The organism is Acinetobacter nosocomialis (assembly GCF_041021905.1).
GTDB lineage: Bacteria > Pseudomonadota > Gammaproteobacteria > Pseudomonadales > Moraxellaceae > Acinetobacter > Acinetobacter nosocomialis.
The window spans coordinates 3,040,640-3,056,705 of the sequence record NZ_CP157432.1; the positions used below are offsets into that span (position 1 = coordinate 3,040,640).

11 protein-coding genes and 3 pseudogenes are annotated in these 16,066 nt (G+C 36.0%); 5 read left to right on the plus strand and 9 right to left on the minus strand.

Annotated features, from left to right (window positions below; all coding sequences use genetic code 11):
* Positions 1 to 2: 2 nt before the first annotated feature.
* Positions 3 to 1,127, minus strand: coding sequence for a multidrug efflux RND transporter periplasmic adaptor subunit AdeD (adeD, locus tag ABLC00_RS14190; protein ID WP_006580543.1), 1,125 nt, complete (start codon positions 1,125 to 1,127; stop codon positions 3 to 5).
* 79 nt (positions 1,128 to 1,206) lie between these two features.
* Between adeD and ABLC00_RS14195 the strand changes: the two genes are divergently transcribed.
* Positions 1,207 to 1,824 (plus strand): TetR/AcrR family transcriptional regulator, encoded by a 618-nt coding sequence (locus tag ABLC00_RS14195; protein ID WP_004885637.1) that lies wholly within the window; start codon positions 1,207 to 1,209, stop codon positions 1,822 to 1,824.
* Positions 1,825 to 1,932: 108 nt separating this feature from the next.
* Here ABLC00_RS14195 and ABLC00_RS14200 read toward each other — a convergent pair whose 3' ends face one another.
* The 4 genes from ABLC00_RS14200 to ABLC00_RS14215 form a co-directional block, all read right to left on the minus strand.
* Positions 1,933 to 2,688 (minus strand): 3-oxoacyl-ACP reductase family protein, encoded by a 756-nt coding sequence (locus ABLC00_RS14200; protein WP_006580542.1) that lies wholly within the window; start codon positions 2,686 to 2,688, stop codon positions 1,933 to 1,935.
* Between the two features lie 73 nt (positions 2,689 to 2,761).
* Positions 2,762 to 3,769 carry an alpha/beta fold hydrolase gene (locus tag ABLC00_RS14205; protein WP_004885630.1) on the minus strand — a complete coding sequence of 336 codons (1,008 nt, stop codon included), beginning with the start codon at positions 3,767 to 3,769 and terminating at the stop codon, positions 2,762 to 2,764.
* A gap of 90 nt (positions 3,770 to 3,859) precedes the next feature.
* Positions 3,860 to 4,909 carry an alpha/beta fold hydrolase gene (locus ABLC00_RS14210; protein ID WP_004885628.1) on the minus strand — a complete coding sequence of 350 codons (1,050 nt, stop codon included), beginning with the start codon at positions 4,907 to 4,909 and terminating at the stop codon, positions 3,860 to 3,862.
* Between the two features lie 28 nt (positions 4,910 to 4,937).
* Positions 4,938 to 6,035, minus strand: a complete 1,098-nt coding sequence (locus ABLC00_RS14215; RefSeq protein WP_004885626.1) for an alkene reductase — start codon at positions 6,033 to 6,035, stop codon at positions 4,938 to 4,940.
* A 111-nt stretch (positions 6,036 to 6,146) separates the two neighbouring features.
* On the opposite strand from ABLC00_RS14215, the gene ABLC00_RS14220 reads away from it, so the two are divergent.
* Complete coding sequence (locus ABLC00_RS14220; RefSeq protein WP_004707394.1) at positions 6,147 to 6,749, plus strand: TetR/AcrR family transcriptional regulator; 603 nt, start codon at positions 6,147 to 6,149, stop codon at positions 6,747 to 6,749.
* Between the two features lie 159 nt (positions 6,750 to 6,908).
* Here ABLC00_RS14220 and ABLC00_RS14225 read toward each other — a convergent pair whose 3' ends face one another.
* The 3 genes and pseudogenes from ABLC00_RS14225 to ABLC00_RS14235 form a co-directional block, all read right to left on the minus strand.
* Positions 6,909 to 7,463, minus strand: coding sequence for a TetR/AcrR family transcriptional regulator (locus tag ABLC00_RS14225; RefSeq protein WP_348941178.1), 555 nt, complete (start codon positions 7,461 to 7,463; stop codon positions 6,909 to 6,911).
* A gap of 970 nt (positions 7,464 to 8,433) precedes the next feature.
* A complete protein-coding gene (locus ABLC00_RS14230; protein ID WP_004885603.1) occupies positions 8,434 to 8,739 on the minus strand; it encodes a hypothetical protein in 306 nt (101 codons plus the stop codon).
* Between the two features lie 58 nt (positions 8,740 to 8,797).
* A pseudogene (locus ABLC00_RS14235) lies at positions 8,798 to 9,904 on the minus strand (RHS repeat-associated core domain-containing protein); the annotation flags it as partial.
* 77 nt (positions 9,905 to 9,981) lie between these two features.
* Between ABLC00_RS14235 and ABLC00_RS14240 the strand changes: the two are divergent.
* From ABLC00_RS14240 to ABLC00_RS14250, 3 genes and pseudogenes are all read left to right on the plus strand, one after another.
* A pseudogene (locus tag ABLC00_RS14240) lies at positions 9,982 to 10,877 on the plus strand (IS3 family transposase); the annotation flags it as partial.
* 90 nt (positions 10,878 to 10,967) lie between these two features.
* Positions 10,968 to 12,100 (plus strand): IS3 family transposase gene (locus tag ABLC00_RS14245; protein ID WP_223235881.1). Its coding sequence is split into 2 segments (ribosomal slippage): positions 10,968 to 11,220 and positions 11,220 to 12,100, totalling 1,134 coding nucleotides; the frame shifts between segments, so codons are not numbered across the junction.
* A gap of 65 nt (positions 12,101 to 12,165) precedes the next feature.
* Positions 12,166 to 12,411 (plus strand): annotated as a pseudogene (locus ABLC00_RS14250) (integrase core domain-containing protein); the annotation flags it as partial.
* A 39-nt stretch (positions 12,412 to 12,450) separates the two neighbouring features.
* Here the strand turns inward: ABLC00_RS14250 and ABLC00_RS14255 are convergent.
* Positions 12,451 to 16,053: an RHS repeat protein gene (locus tag ABLC00_RS14255; RefSeq protein ID WP_348941297.1), complete on the minus strand. Its 3,603-nt coding sequence runs from the start codon at positions 16,051 to 16,053 to the stop codon at positions 12,451 to 12,453.
* Positions 16,054 to 16,066 lie beyond the last annotated feature (13 nt).

Here is a 16,066-nt window from a genome sequence, read left to right on the forward strand (position 1 = left end):
CCTCAGGTCATTGGAGTAGGTTCAATCGCCATACCGGCACTTAAACCTTGCAGGCCATCAACAATGACTTGATCTCCTTCGTTCAAGCCCGATTTCACTAACCAACGGTTATCAATTGCATTTCCTAGCGTAATTTTTCGTTGTTCAGCTTTATTATCTTTTCCAACCACCCATACAAGCGCGTTTCCATCTGCATCTCTAAAAAGTGCTCCTTGGGGAATTAAAATGCTGTTAGATCGCGTACCCGTTCCAAGCTCTGCACGTACATACATTCCCGGCAATAAACCATGATTTGGATTTGAAAATGCTGCACGCAACGTAATACTTCCAGTTGCTTCATCTACTGCAATATCACTGAACTTAAAAGTTCCTTGTTGCGAATAAGTGGTGCCATTTTCGAGCTGTAAACGTACTGAAAGTTCAGTTGGTTTTATTCCATTTTCAGTGAGCTGTTTACGTAGCGCCATATATTCATCACTCGACTGAGTTAAATCGACATACATCGGGTCAAGTTTTTGAATGGTTGCTAAAGGATCTGTTTGTGCAGAAGTCACTAAAGCTCCGCGTGTAATCGAAGAGCGCCCTATCCGCCCTGAAATAGGCGCAGTAACTTGTGTATAACGCAAATTAGTTCGCGCTGTTTTTAATACTGCTTCATTTACAGCAACGGTGGCTTTTGCCTGTTCATAGGCACTTAACGCATTATCAAGTTCTTGCTGACTAATGCCATTTACCTTAATTAATTCTTTATAACGCTCAGCTTGAAGACGAGTTGAATTCATTGTCGCTTTAGCAAGTGCAAGGTTACCAGCAGCCTCATCAACGCTATCGCGATAGAGTGATGAATCAATTTTATAAAGAGGCTGTCCCTTACTTACCTGAGAGCCTTCTTTAAATAATTGCTCGACAACTACTCCATTTACTTGTGGCCGCACCTGAGAAATTTCAGAGGCCACTGTTCTCCCAGCTAACTGGTAAGAAGATTCAATAGTCTCTTTTTTTATAGTGATAATGCCGACCTTTTGATTATTTTTAACAATAGGCTTATCAGAATCACATCCATTAAGAAAAACAATCAAAGGCAATAAATACAAGGTATTACGACCAAGAAAACGAACTTTTGGCATATCTGGGACCCCAGACTTATGGACAATTTATTTACTTTACTGTAAAGTAAATAAATAAGATGTGCAAGAAAACCTCAATATGTTAAAAAAATCTCCAGGACGTCCCTCTCGAATCCGCCCGACTATTGTGGCAGCAGCACGTGAACTCTTTCTTGAACATGGTTTAGAAGTTCGTTTAGAGGCAATCGCTACGAAAGCAGGCACCAATAGACAAACTTTATACAACCATTTCCCAACGAAGACTGCACTGCTAATCGAAGTTTTTGATCATTTAAAAACAGAAATGGAAGCCCCTTTTATTGAGCAACATGAGGTCAACAATAAGCGACTGGATCAGCGATTGTTAGACATTGGGCAAGCCGTGCAAAATCATTTTTATAATATTGATGTAATTCGCCTGCAACGATTACTGATTATTGCTTTAGTTGAAATGAAAGAAATTCTTCCTAAAATTCAGACCCGTACTCAAGGTAATATAAAAAGGTCTTTAAGTCATATTCTTGAAACCGCGCACAATGCTGGCGTGATTCAAGTTGAACATCCCGACGAAGCAGCTAAAGCCTTTTTGGGCGCAGTGATGGGATATGCCTATCCGGCAACCCTTCTAGGAGGCGCAGTGCCAACACCAGAAGAATTAAAAAAACTCAATGAAGAAACTTGTACTATGTTTTTAAAAGCATGGCAGTATAAAGAATAACTGCAAAAAAATGATAAAAGCCCCTATTCAACGGGGCTTTTTAAAATAGGCTCATAACTAAAACATGCTAAACAATATTGACCATATCAATCTAAACCACATCCTCACCTAAATACCATACCCCCCATCAATATTAATATTTGAACCAGTGATATATCCCGCATGCTCGCTACAGAGCCATAAAACTAAATCTGCAATTTCATTTCTATTACCATAACGTTTAATCGCCATAAGGTCTAAAAGTGAATTTGCCATTTCGCCTTCTGCCGGATTCATATCAGTATCGACAGGTCCCGGTTGAATATTATTTACGGTAATAAATCGTTCACCCAAATCTCGCGCCATACCTTTAGTTAAGCCATTCACCGCAGATTTAGTCATAGCATATAAAGTTAATCCAGCTGTAGGCACACGTTCAGCATTGATACTTCCTATATTAATAATACGCCCATAATCAGGCATATATTTAACAACCTCATGGCAAGCTACAATCACGCTTTTAATATTTACGGCCATGATCTTTTCTATTTCTTCTAATGTCACATCTTGTATTTTGTTCATCACAAAAATACCAACATTATTCACTAAGATATCAATTCGACCGAACTCATCTGCAACTTTATGAATGGCGTGAATAACCTGTTCTGGTGAACCACTATCAGCTTTAATTCCCATCACTTTTAAGCCATTCGCTTTAAGTTCATCTACCAAACGGTTAGCTGCCTGATCTGAGTTTGCATAAGTAAAGGCTACTGTTGCTCCATGTTCAGCCAATTTAGTGACAATAGCCGCACCTATACCACGTGAACCACCTTGTACAAATGCAATTTTACGTTCTAAATCATGTGATGAAGTCGTGTTCATAACTTATTCCTCTCACAAACTATTTAATTGAATTTAAATAAATTATTTTTATCTTGGTAACAGACCAAAATAGTTAGTCGTATTTCTTTAATGTTCCGATCAAAGCATCATGAAACATTTTAGGATTTTGCATTTGTGGCGAATGTCCCATACCTTCAAACTCAATTAATTCAGCATTTGGAATCATTTTTGCGGTTTCTTTACCCAGCACGCTGTATTGACCAATTTTTTGCTTAACTTCAGGTGGAGCTATATCACTACCAATTGCAGTCGTATCACCCGTACCGATATAAAGCACGGTAGGTACTTTAAGTTGAGAAAACTCATAATAGACGGGTTGTGTAAAAATCATGTCGTAAATAAGAGCTGAATTCCATGCGACCTTTTCGTGTCCTTTGCCCGCATTTAGTCCAGCCAGCATATCAACCCATTTGTCATATTCTGGCTTCCATACGCCTTGATAATAAGTTTTTAATTCATAGGCTTTAATTGACTCAGCACTCACCTTCAGTTCACGCTGATACCATTGATCAATAGTACGATACGGAACCCCTTTTGCTTTCCAATCTTCTAGTCCAATTGGATTAACCATTGCGAGGAGTTTTGTTTGTTGGGGATACATAAGAGCATATCGCGTTGCGAGCATGCCACCTGTTGAATGTCCTAATAAAATCGGTTGTTTAACACCCAGTTTTTCGAGTAAAGCATGAGTGTTTTGTGCAAGCTGTTGGAAACTATATTGATAATGATCGGGTTTACTAGAAGTACAAAAACCGATCTGATCGGGAGCAATCACCCGATAACCATTTTGTATTAGAAAATTAATGGTTTCTTCCCAAGTTGCAGCACAAAAGTTTTTGCCATGAAAAACCACTACTGTTTGTCCATTCGGCTTCTTGGGTTGAACATCCATATATCCCATTTTTAAATTTTGCTGTTGGGATGAGAAATTAAAATACTGGAGTGGGTAAGGATATTTAAATCCTTCTAAATGCTCGCCATAGACATTATTTGCATAACTAACTGATGACGCAGTGAGACAAGCAAAAAATAAAGACAAGAATGGAAGTTTATTTTTCATCTATCATTTCTCCCAACCACTTGGAATAAAGATGTTTTAGGTGAGTTACATCCGAATCCAAGATAGATTCGGATATAAAAGTTTTAGTCATTATTTAAATAAAAAGTTCGATAAACTTTTTTCAACACCTTCAGCATTTTCTTCCACCATCCAGTGTCCTGTATCTGGCAAAATAATGGCAGTGTATTGGGCAGGATCAGCGACAAATCTTGCTCGCATCTCTTTCACCAAAACATCATTTACGCCTTTTTGGCCAGTAAGCGCCATAGAAGGTATTGTTAACTTTTTACCATTAGCGAGCAGTGCTTCATTTTGACGAATTGAGTCGGCATGCGAACGGTAATATCCAAAAGCTGCTTTTAATTTATCTCGAGTCGAATACGGCTCAATCAACTCAGCAAGCAGTTCAGGCGTAAAAATTTCTTTTTTACCTGCATACGTTTTAATAAAGTATGAGAAAAATAAATTTGGATCATTTGCAATTTGCTTCTCAGCAATATCACCAAAACTAAAATAACCAAAGTGCCAACCTAGACCCGGACCATCTGCGGTATACCCCGGATATTCAAACATCGCACGATCCGGAATTGGCGAGTCCATAAATACCGCTTTTTTGATATAGCCTTGATTATTGGCAACGAGTGGATAAGAAGCCGTATTGCCTAAATCGTGGCTGACATAATAGATCGGCCCCTTCCCAGCAATTTTCTTAATCGCACCAATTAAAATTTTTGAGGTATTTTCTGCTGAATAATCATCATTAAGTATGGGACCAGATTGGCCTAGACCCGGCAAATCAATCGCAATGACTTTATGATCTTTCATATAAGAAAGCATGACAGGTTCCCACATTTTCCATGTCGAACCAAAACCATGAATAAATACGATCGGCGTGCCTTTAGATCCACCTTCAACATAATGGAGTTTTACGCCTTCAGACTCGATAAACTTACTAGATAGGCCCTTTGCATAAGCATATTGCCCTAACCCATTAGATTTCACCTTATTAAACATTTGTTGTGAAACAGCTGGTGGCGTATCAATCGACTTTAAGTTTGGGTCATATTCTGCATTTGCTTGATTTAACCCAAACATCCCCATTGCTGCGGATAAAGTCATAACTTTAAAAAACTTTTTCATTTTCTTAACCTTAATTTATCGTGTGAGCTTATTGAGCAGTAGGATAGTCGGTATAACCCGTTGCATCGCCACCATAGAAATATTCAGATTTGGCTTGCGCTAAAGCATGGCCTGACTGTAAACGCTCAACTAAATCTGGGTTGGAAATAAAAGGACGTCCAAATGCCACTGCATCTGCTAAGCCTTTATCAAGAATAGATTCGGCTCTTTCGAGTGAATAATTTCCACAAACAATTAATGTATTTGTGAACAATGAACGAAGTTTTTCTCTGAAACCTACTGGATAAGTATCACCATGTGGAAGCATGTCCCATTCAGCCAAATGGATATAGGCAATATTTCTTCTTTGTAATTGTTCAGCTAAATAAAGAGTAATTTCTTCGGGTTGTTGGTCTGTCATGCCATTAATCGTTCCCCAAGGTGATAAACGCACACCTACTCGGCCGGCACCAATCGCATCAATCAATGCGTCGACAGTTTCCAATAAGAAACGTGCACGATTTTCAACAGATCCACCATAGTTATCAGTACGCTGGTTCGCATCTGTAGATAAGAACTGGTCAAATAAATAACCATTCGCGGCATGAATTTCGACTAAATCAAAACCTGCTTGTACAGCGTTGCGAGCAGCTTGAATAAATTCCTGTTTAACGTTTTGAATATCATCAAAATCCATTGCTCTTGGCATTTCGGCAGGCACCATTGCCCCTTCACCTTTTTCATTGGCAATAAATACTGAAGCTTTGGCCTGAATAGCAGATGGTGCAATGGGTTGTTCGTGGTTGCTATGCAGTGAAGAGTGTGACATACGCCCAACATGCCATAACTGAGCAGCAATTTTTCCGCCTTTTTCATGTACAGCTTGAGTCGCTAAAGCCCAACCTTTGATTTGTTCTTCTGAATAAATACCGGGCGTAAAAGAATAGCCTTTACCCACATCAGAAACTTGTGTGCCTTCGGTGATAATCAAACCAGCACTTGCACGTTGACCATAATAAAGTGCATTAAGCTCGGTCGGCACATCATTAGGTTGTGCTGCTCTTGATCTGGTCATCGGTGCCATAACAATACGATTGCTTAGTTCAACATCGCCCACAATCACTGGATTAAATAATTTGTGATTCATATGTTAGCCCTTAAAATATGCATAAGATTATTTATGTAGTGATCACTATATAATCGTGCTAAAATACAGTCAACATGTTTTTGTAGTGATTGATACAAAATGGAGAGCAAAATGAATAAAACCGCAGGTCGTGGCCGCCCTCGTAATTTCGATCGAGATGCTGCATTAGACAAAGCGATGAATCTATTTTGGCGAAATGGTTATGAAGCGACGTCGATTAATGACCTGACAAAAGCAATGGAAATCAACCCGCCAAGTCTTTACGCTTCTTTTGGAAACAAAGAAAAATTGTTTATTGAAGCTGTTGATTATTATGTTAAAAATTTTGGTAATTATCGAATTGAGGCACTCAAAGAGTCTTTAACTGCTCAAGAAGGCATTAAAAATTTGTTAATCAGAACGATTGATCAATTTTATAGTAAGCCTGATAAAACAGGCTGTTTAGTTGTCTCTGCTGCATTATCAGGTTCATCTGAAAGTAAAAATGTACAAGACATCTTGAGTAATGAACGCAGAAAAACCGTTGCTCTTATTAGAGCGAGACTTGAACAAGGTCAAAAAGATGGTGATGTGGCTGAAAGCTTAAACTTAGATGTTTTAGCAGATTATTTTGGCATGATTCTATTTGGTATTACGGTTCAAGCAAAAGATAATGTGCCTATTGAAAATCTATACGACAGTGTAGAAATGGCTTTAAAAACTTTAAACAATTAATTTTAATGATTTTATAGTTGAAATCATTTGGTTTGATTTCAACTTAAATCACTAAGATAAGATTGCTTTAAACAACCAATAAGGTTTGTAGGTTAGTGAAAAAAAACGCTCACCTTGATGGTTTTTATTGTTTCTAACTTTTCATTTCCACACTTTTAGCTAAGCCAAAGCATTTAGAAAGTAATTAAATAACCTCTCTTTTTGATAGACCTGTTCTGAGCTTAAAAGCTGAATAATTGCGCCTTCAATCATATATAGTAATATTTTGGCGTCATTAAAGGCTGCATCGTTTTTTAGTAATCTAAGCTGACTATAAATTTCATTGCTAAGCCATGTTCTGTATCTGACCGCAGTTTGGTAAGCGTTTGGATAACTGTTTTTAGTTTCAAAAATAGCCTTAAATAATAAGTAGTACGGACCTTCTAAGTCGGTATGTAATACATAAAGTTTTTTAAGTTTATCGATTGTGCTTGTCTCATGGTCGTACTCCACTATTGCAACCACTTGGTCTTGGAGCCGTTCTTTTTGCACAATTAAACAGATATCAATGAAGCGTTCTTTAGAGTGAAAATAATTATAAAACGTCATTTTATTCACTTCGGTTTCTTTCACAATTTTGTCGACGCCGACCATATGAAAGCCACCGTAGTGAAATAAGTCGATCCCTTTTTTTACAACCTCAAAAGCACGTGTTGGGAGAATTAAATTTGGCATAGTTTTACCGTTATAAAATAAATTGTTGTTGTATATAAATGAGATATAAAAGCCTTTTATTTTTTTAAAGCTGAAAAAAAGGCATAGCAAAGCCATAAAGACTGTGCTTGGCACATCTCAAGTTTTATTGTTGCTGCAAGTTTTTAGTCGTGACGATTTAAAGCCTGATTTGCCGCATGGCGATCAAACTTGTTAAAAACTAAGTTGTGTTGTTATAGCTTTTGGCAAAGGTTGCCAAGAAATAATGGATGTGCAAAGCCAACTCCTTTTTATTTGGAGTTCTGCCAGACATTTATAAAATTATGGTGGCAGAACGAGAAAGGGTTAGCAGACTAGTAATAACTCAAACTAGCACACCCGTAGGTGTCCCTCTCCCGTCCTACCGCTACGGGAAAGGAACGAGTGGCTACCACATATGAGTATTCCTCAGAAGGAATGGCTCTGATGCGGGAGTTATTATGCGGTCTGCTAAAACCGACTGGCAATGTGGCCAGCAGGCAAAGAATAGTGCTCAACCCTTTTGCAGTCAAGCACACAAAATGACATTTGTTTTAATTTAGATCATTAAAAAGTAAGGATAAATAATGGGTGTGTTATTGTTAAATGGGGGTTTATAAAGGAGAAAATGAAGGCATCAAATATTTTTATAAAGAAGTTTAAATCAACTATATTATTTCTACTTCCTCACTACATTATTAGCTAAAATATAGCCTATAGAACCTATATTAATAAAAAATAAACCCCATTAAATACATCAAAATTTTTTAAAAAATATTTATAATCGCTCATAAAATTACAATAAAACCCAAATTAACAATCAAATTTATAAAATACACTTCAAACTAATTAAAATATTAATTATAATAAATTTTCAACTCTTTTAATTTTCAAAAACTAGATTTAAAAAATAAATCTATTTGAAAATATAGATATTGTGTCACAACAAAATCAATAATCACTTGTTTTAAAACTAGAATACTTTATTACGCACAGCCCACACTACAATAACAAGTAATAATGTAGCTAAAAAAGAAGACATACCTGCAACAAAAAATAGGTCTATTGCACGTGAATTTAAAGAAAACTTCCCATCTATAAAAAATTGAACATATCTACCATCTATATGAAGTATTAATAGAAAAACACTAAAAACAAATAAAAACACACTTACAAAACACACAAATGCTAAATTCTTAATCTTCCATTTTGATTTAACAGCCAAATATCCAAATATCAATAAAGCTGTGAAAAAAATACAAAAAAATATAATAGACATAATTATTCTTTCCTTTTAAAAGGTGAATATATTTTCGTATACTCACCTTTCTAATCATTTACAATGGCAATGCGCACTTAAGATAACAACCATATTGAACAGTATCACCTGAATCAAAGTAAATAGTCCATAACCTACCATTATATACACCGTTAATATACATCTCTGAATATCCTGCTACATAACCATTAGGTTGATAACTTTTAAAACCTAAATAATCAGAGCCTTGATTAATACCACTATTACCAACTTCACCACCCCCTTGTCTACGAGCAGAACTCCGTTCATTAATATCATTTAATATCAAGTTTGTTGTTGTTTTACCTGCAATTATATTTCCTGTGAGAACCAATCCAGCAGGAGTAGTTACTTCTCTTATTTTATTAATTTTACTAGTTTTAGCCATATTGTTAATTGCATTTAAACCTTTTAACCCCCACCGTTTCAGAACCGATGTTCCCGCTGGAATGATAGTAGGTGCAGCTTTACTAATTATATGTACATCAGCAGCTAAAAAAGCAGCTTTACCAACTCCACCAAATGCTGCACCTATAACCATTTGTTGACCTAACTCTTTAATTGAAAATGATTTAGAAAAACTATCTAATATACTTTGGTCATTTTTATATGCGTCATATACTGCATTAAAAAATACTTCTCCTGTATAAAATGCACCTGCTGTTGCTGCGCTCACACCCATTGCAATTAATATTGGGTTTTCACCAGTCATATCTACATACATCACAGGATTATTTAATGCGTATATGTATGGATTTAATCCACCTGCAAGACCAATCGGATCTGGTTCCATGTATCGACCAAGTTCAGGGTTATAAAAACGATTATGGTTATAAAACTGCCCTGTAGTTGCATCATAGTACTGTCCAGGAAAACGTAAATTAAATGTTATCGTACTTACAGGACTACCTAGGCCAAAAGCTGTACTGTCCCAACTCCATACAACACTACCATTGCTATCAATTAGTCGACGCGGGGTATTTTGTACATCCGTTACAATATAATAAATCTTGGTAGTTGCTCCACTCTCGTAAACTGCTGCAACTGGTTTATCTCCTAACCAAATATATTCTACAAGTGGAATTCCAGTAGCTGTATATTCACCAATCAAATGACTTTTTTCATCGTAGATGAATTGAACTGCCGTAAGAGGTGGATCAGGAAATTTGAACAACACTTATAAGTGATATTTTGCTCCCCAAATGATGTTATAAACATCAATATATGGAGTATTTTATGGCACGTAGACCAAGAAGAAATCATTCAAATGATTTTAAAGCTAAGGTAGCACTTGCTGCGATTAAAGCAGAAAAAACACTTGCTGAATTGAGTGCTGAATTTGATGTTCATCAAAACCAAATTATCGACTGGAAAAATCAACTGATTTCAGCTTCCTCGCAAGCTTTCGATCAATCAAAAGCTCCAACAGAACCACCCATCGATCTAAAAAAACTACATGCAAAAATCGGTGAGCAGGCATTAGAAATTGATTTTTTAGAAGGTGTGTTGAAGAAACTGGGCCGCTTCAACCACAAAAGTTAATCGATGACTCACTTCAGATTTCAGTATCTAAGCAAGCTCAGCTGCTGAAAGTCTCCCGTGGTTGTTATTACTATCGCCCAAAACCTGTGAGTGCATCAGATCTGAAGCTGATGCGCTGTATGGATGAGTTACATATGCAATACCCTTTTGCAGGTAGCCGTATGATGCGTGATTTGTTGAATCGTCAAGGACATCATATAGGACGACGTCATACACGTACTTTAATGAAGAAAATGGGCATTAATGCGTTATATTGCAAACCAAATTTAAGCCAGGCTAATCAAGCTCACCGCAAATATCCATATCTGCTCAAAGGATTGGCTATTCAGCGCAGTAATCAAGTGTGGTCTACGGATATAACGTATATCCCTATGGCAAAAGGCTTTGTTTATTTATGTGCTGTGATTGATTGGCATAGCCGCAAGGTACTTGCGCATAGAGTATCGATTAGTATGGAGGTTACATTTTGCATAGAAACATTAAATGAAGCTATTGAAAAATATGGTCGACCTGAAATATTTAATACAGACCAAGGCAGTCAGTTTACCAGTGATGCATTTATTGATGTATTGAAATCAAAAGAGGTGGATCAGGAAATTTGAACAACACTTATAAGTGATATTTTGCTCCCCAAATGATGTTATAAACATCAATATATGGAGTATTTTATGGCACGTAGACCAAGAAGAAATCATTCAAATGATTTTAAAGCTAAGGTAGCACTTGCTGCGATTAAAGCAGAAAAAACACTTGCTGAATTGAGTGCTGAATTTGATGTTCATCAAAACCAAATTATCGACTGGAAAAATCAACTGATTTCAGCTTCCTCGCAAGCTTTCGATCAATCAAAAGCTCCAACAGAACCACCCATCGATCTAAAAAAACTACATGCAAAAATCGGTGAGCAGGCATTAGAAATTGATTTTTTAGAAGGTGTGTTGAAGAAACTGGGCCGCTTCAACCACAAAAGTTAATCGATGACTCACTTCAGATTTCAGTATCTAAGCAAGCTCAGCTGCTGAAAGTCTCCCGTGGTTGTTATTACTATCGCCCAAAACCTGTGAGTGCATCAGATCTGAAGCTGATGCGCTGTATGGATGAGTTACATATGCAATACCCTTTTGCAGGTAGCCGTATGATGCGTGATTTGTTGAATCGTCAAGGACATCATATAGGACGACGTCATACACGTACTTTAATGAAGAAAATGGGCATTAATGCGTTATATTGCAAACCAAATTTAAGCCAGGCTAATCAAGCTCACCGCAAATATCCATATCTGCTCAAAGGATTGGCTATTCAGCGCAGTAATCAAGTGTGGTCTACGGATATAACGTATATCCCTATGGCAAAAGGCTTTGTTTATTTATGTGCTGTGATTGATTGGCATAGCCGCAAGGTACTTGCGCATAGAGTATCGATTAGTATGGAGGTTACATTTTGCATAGAAACATTAAATGAAGCTATTGAAAAATATGGTCGACCTGAAATATTTAATACAGACCAAGGCAGTCAGTTTACCAGTGATGCATTTATTGATGTATTGAAATCAAATGGCATTCAAATCAGTATGGATGGTAAAGGTCGATGGGTTGATAATGTGATGGTTGAACGATTATGGCGGAGCGTTAAATATGAAGAGGTGTATCTCAAAGCCTACAGCAATGTTTTGGATGCGAAGAAGCAATTAAACGCATATTTTGAATTTTATAATTTGAAACGACCTCATTCGAGTCTGGACAAAATGACTCCAGATGAGTTTTACTATGACCAGCTACCACAACAAAATAAGGTAGCTTAACTAGAGCAGAGTATCACTTATAAATAAGCTTTTAGTTGTTCAAACATGTGGGACCACCTCTAAATGACATCCAAATCAGCATGGATGGTAAAGGTCGATGGGTTGATAATGTGATGGTTGAACGATTATGGCGGAGCGTTAAATATGAAGAGGTGTATCTCAAAGCCTACAGCAATGTTTTGGATGCGAAGAAGCAATTAAACGCATATTTTGAATTTTATAATTTGAAACGACCTCATTCGAGTCTGGACAAAATGACTCCAGATGAGTTTTACTATGACCAGCTACCACAACAAAATAAGGTAGCTTAACTAGAGCAGAGTATCACTTATAAATAAGCTTTTAGTTGTTCAAACATGTGGGACCACCTCTGTATTACTCCATGCACTTGTACTTCCACTTAGTGTTCTTTCATTATTAGCGTTATAACTCATATAACGATTAATAGTTGTTGATGTCCCTTCACCTCGACGTCGCCCTGCATAATCGTAACTCGGTAAGATTTCACCCATATATAATTCTGCATTTGCAGTATAATTAAGTGGCTGAGCTGTTCCATTTTTTGTTAATGTGGTAAGTTTATTACCTGTATAGGCATAATCCACATTTGCAGCAGGCTGTAAATGAGTGCCGGACGCTCGTAAACTTAAACGATTGCCATTTTTATCATAAGTATAGGTAATAGCGTAGATAGAGCTTGCATCATTACTTCGACTTTCTGTCAATAAACGTCCTTCCTGATCATAACTAAAATTATCATTTAAGTTATTATTCCGCTTAATACTTATAATACGGTTATCACGATCAAAACTATAATTAAGGCTATAAGTAACAGCCCCTCCACTGTTTTTATTACTAATTTGATTAATGACACCATCTTTTGCTGAACTATAAGTCCATGTGTAACTTCCAGCATTACTTCCCCATGTCCAGCCTGTCATTTGTCCACTTGCGTCATAACCAATATTACTCAACAAAGCATTGCCATCTAAAGTTAAACCTGTAATTTGGCCTTTCGATGTGTTGTCATAATTATAAGTAAGCTTACGACCAGAAGGTAAAGTTATCCCTGTGATCTTATTACCAATACTCCATGCATAGGTATTCGATAAAGTATTTGCACTAGATCCAAATGCAGTTAAAGCTTTATTAGATTGACTCTTCCCAATAATGCGATCATATAAGTCATAGACATAACTGATATCAACTCCATAAGGCTTATTAGAGACTATTTTATCTAATCGACTATAACGACTTGAATCAAATGTATAAGTATCATCATAAGTAAGCATATCAGGTGTACTAGAACTATTACTTTGACACTGAATAGTCTTATTCCGCCCAATTTCATCTATATTCGAGAAACTACATTTGCGATTACCGTATATACTCTGAACTAATTGATCAGCCTCGTTATAACTATAACTTTTAATGCCAAAATCTTTATTAGTCTCTTGAGCCAAGACATTACCATTCCGATAGAGATAAGGATTAGTTCCAGAGGATAATGCATCAAGTACAGTAATTGGATTATCTAAAGCATCATAAGTTTTAGTATCGGTATTACCTGATCCATCAATATGACTAATAGGTCGATTTAATGCATCATAAGTCCAGCTTTCAATGATTCCTTGCGCTGTTTTTGTTTGTATAACATTACCATTTCCGTCATAACCTAATGTTTTCCAATTTGATGTAGAATCAGTTCCGATTTGAATTTTATTTATCCGCCCACTTAAATCTAAAGTCCGATACAAACCTTTAAAAACTGTAATAGCAGAACTATCTTTTACCTCATCACTACTGATAATATTGTTATTAAAATAATTTTTTGTGCTAATACTTCCATCAGAATAAATTGTTTTAATAATGCGGCCTAAATTATCATAGTAATAGCTTGTCTTTTCTCCATCTTCATTCAAGCTACCTACTAGTTGACCAAGTGAATCATAGCTAAAAGTAACTGTTTTTCCCGTAATAGTCCCTGCAGTTGAGCCACTTCCTGTTACAACACTACTTATAGTACCATCGTCATTATAAGTATATTTCTCAACCATCCCGTTTGGATAAACAATACGTTCGGGATCTCCAAATGAATTATATCCAACATATTGTTCAGTCCTTTCAGTACCATTAATAGTCGTAGAAACGGATGCTAAATTCCCATAATTATCATATGTATAACTTATTTTATCTAAAGTACCTGAACGTGGACCATCCTTACTACTTAAAAGACCATTATTTGGTTTAGTAATATCCGTAAAATAATTATATGTTGTAACTTTAGACGTACTTTGCACTTGAGTAGAAGATTCAGTTTGTTTGACTATCTGACCTTTTTCATTGATTTCATTTGTTATTGTGAAATTTGAGGTTTTAATTGTTGTAGGGATATTGAATAAGTTTTCAAGTCCATTGGATAATACTCCATAGACATAATTTGTCGTTCTACTAATAGTTGTACCTGATGCTTCAACCACTTGTAGAATACGATTTAACGTATCAAAAGCATACGCAGTAATATTACCATTTTGGTCAGTAATTTGTGTTGGATGGATTTCGCTTGGTGCGTAAACAATAGACTTAATTGGTCGATTGTCTCCTGTTGTTAGACATGGAAAACCTGATACATCAATAATTGTTTTTTTATAATCAGGATGTGTTGTATTAATTACTGTATTTGCAGATTGATTTCCATCTGGAGAAAAAAGCATAGAAATTTTACTAGAATTTTGAATATCATCGTAAGTTGTTGTCGTATCAAGTGCCTTAGTTCCTGTGCTCTCCCCGAGATATGATTGTAAAATAACTTTTACAGCAGTGATCGTTTTATAAATTCCACTTGTTGTTACAACCACACTTGGATAATCAACTTTCCAGGTCTGTCTAACTTGATTAGAGTTATCTGAAACTGATTTTAATATTGGTCGCTGGGCTGCAGTTTCTGGATTACTAACATTATTATCTAACGCTGTCTCATAATGAGATAATGATAAAGCAGCATCATAAGTATAGTCTTCTTTCCTGCCATTTTTAGCATTCTTAACTTGAGTTAGCTGAGGATAACTTATTCCTCCTGCCTGTATAGAGGAATAAGTTAAATCATATTTCTGACTATCCGCTTGTGTTCCGCCTGTAAAACTTACTGAGCTAACTTGTGAGCCATTTCGAACTAGAGAAAGCTTATTATTTTTATTATCAGTTACCTGTACTAAATTAAGTTGATTATCATAACTTAAATTAATAGTATTTCCATTTGGATAAGTAATTTTATTGAACCTAAATAAAATTTCATTATTGATAGACTTAGAAACTGTCGCGCTATAAACCACCCCTGCACGAGTAACAGTCATTGAGTTAGATGCAATTGAGAATTTAATTTCACCAAAATCTGTAGAAGCATTTCCACTAACATACCCACCACCAGGTAAACTAGAGGCTTCGGGTTCTGAAGAAGTATATAGTCTATATAAAGCACGATTATTTTCTTGAAGAAATGGTTCAGGATAACCAGTTTCTTTAAAACTCGTAGGACCATATTTAAAATAATAACGGTGGTTATCATTCGGTAATTTTATTACATAGTTTGTAATCGTAATATAACCATATTTAGCACGATAAGTACCATAAAAAACATTCACAAAACCATCATAATTATCTGACCATGAGTCCACTCCTATTGAGTTTTCTTGATCTATTGTTTGCAAACGTGTCGCTTTCCGGTAATGAAGATTGTAAGGAAGTGCTCCGGAAATTAAATTTTTACTATAATTTATTTGCCCTGAAAGTAGATTATAACCTGCTGTACACGATTTTATATTTGGATCAAATGAAACAATAGATTCTTTATCTACTGTATACATATCAGCATAGCTATACTGATATAAAATAGTTAAAATACTAAAAAAAACATATATTAATTTCAATACTTTTGATTTAATTAGATTCATCATAATAATATCACTT

Bases quoted from the DNA above. Each gene is read 5' to 3' on its own strand.
- adeD (WP_006580543.1), bottom strand. From the start codon at position 1,127: ATGCCAAAAGTTCGTTTTCTTGGTCGTAATACCTTGTATTTATTGCCT.
- ABLC00_RS14195 (WP_004885637.1), top strand. From the start codon at position 1,207: ATGTTAAAAAAATCTCCAGGACGTCCCTCTCGAATCCGCCCGACTATT.
- ABLC00_RS14200 (WP_006580542.1), bottom strand. From the start codon at position 2,688: ATGAACACGACTTCATCACATGATTTAGAACGTAAAATTGCATTTGTA.
- ABLC00_RS14205 (WP_004885630.1), bottom strand. From the start codon at position 3,769: ATGAAAAATAAACTTCCATTCTTGTCTTTATTTTTTGCTTGTCTCACT.
- ABLC00_RS14210 (WP_004885628.1), bottom strand. From the start codon at position 4,909: ATGAAAAAGTTTTTTAAAGTTATGACTTTATCCGCAGCAATGGGGATG.
- ABLC00_RS14215 (WP_004885626.1), bottom strand. From the start codon at position 6,035: ATGAATCACAAATTATTTAATCCAGTGATTGTGGGCGATGTTGAACTA.
- ABLC00_RS14220 (WP_004707394.1), top strand. From the start codon at position 6,147: ATGAATAAAACCGCAGGTCGTGGCCGCCCTCGTAATTTCGATCGAGAT.
- ABLC00_RS14225 (WP_348941178.1), bottom strand. From the start codon at position 7,463: ATGCCAAATTTAATTCTCCCAACACGTGCTTTTGAGGTTGTAAAAAAA.
- ABLC00_RS14230 (WP_004885603.1), bottom strand. From the start codon at position 8,739: ATGTCTATTATATTTTTTTGTATTTTTTTCACAGCTTTATTGATATTT.
- ABLC00_RS14255 (WP_348941297.1), bottom strand. From the start codon at position 16,053: ATGATGAATCTAATTAAATCAAAAGTATTGAAATTAATATATGTTTTT.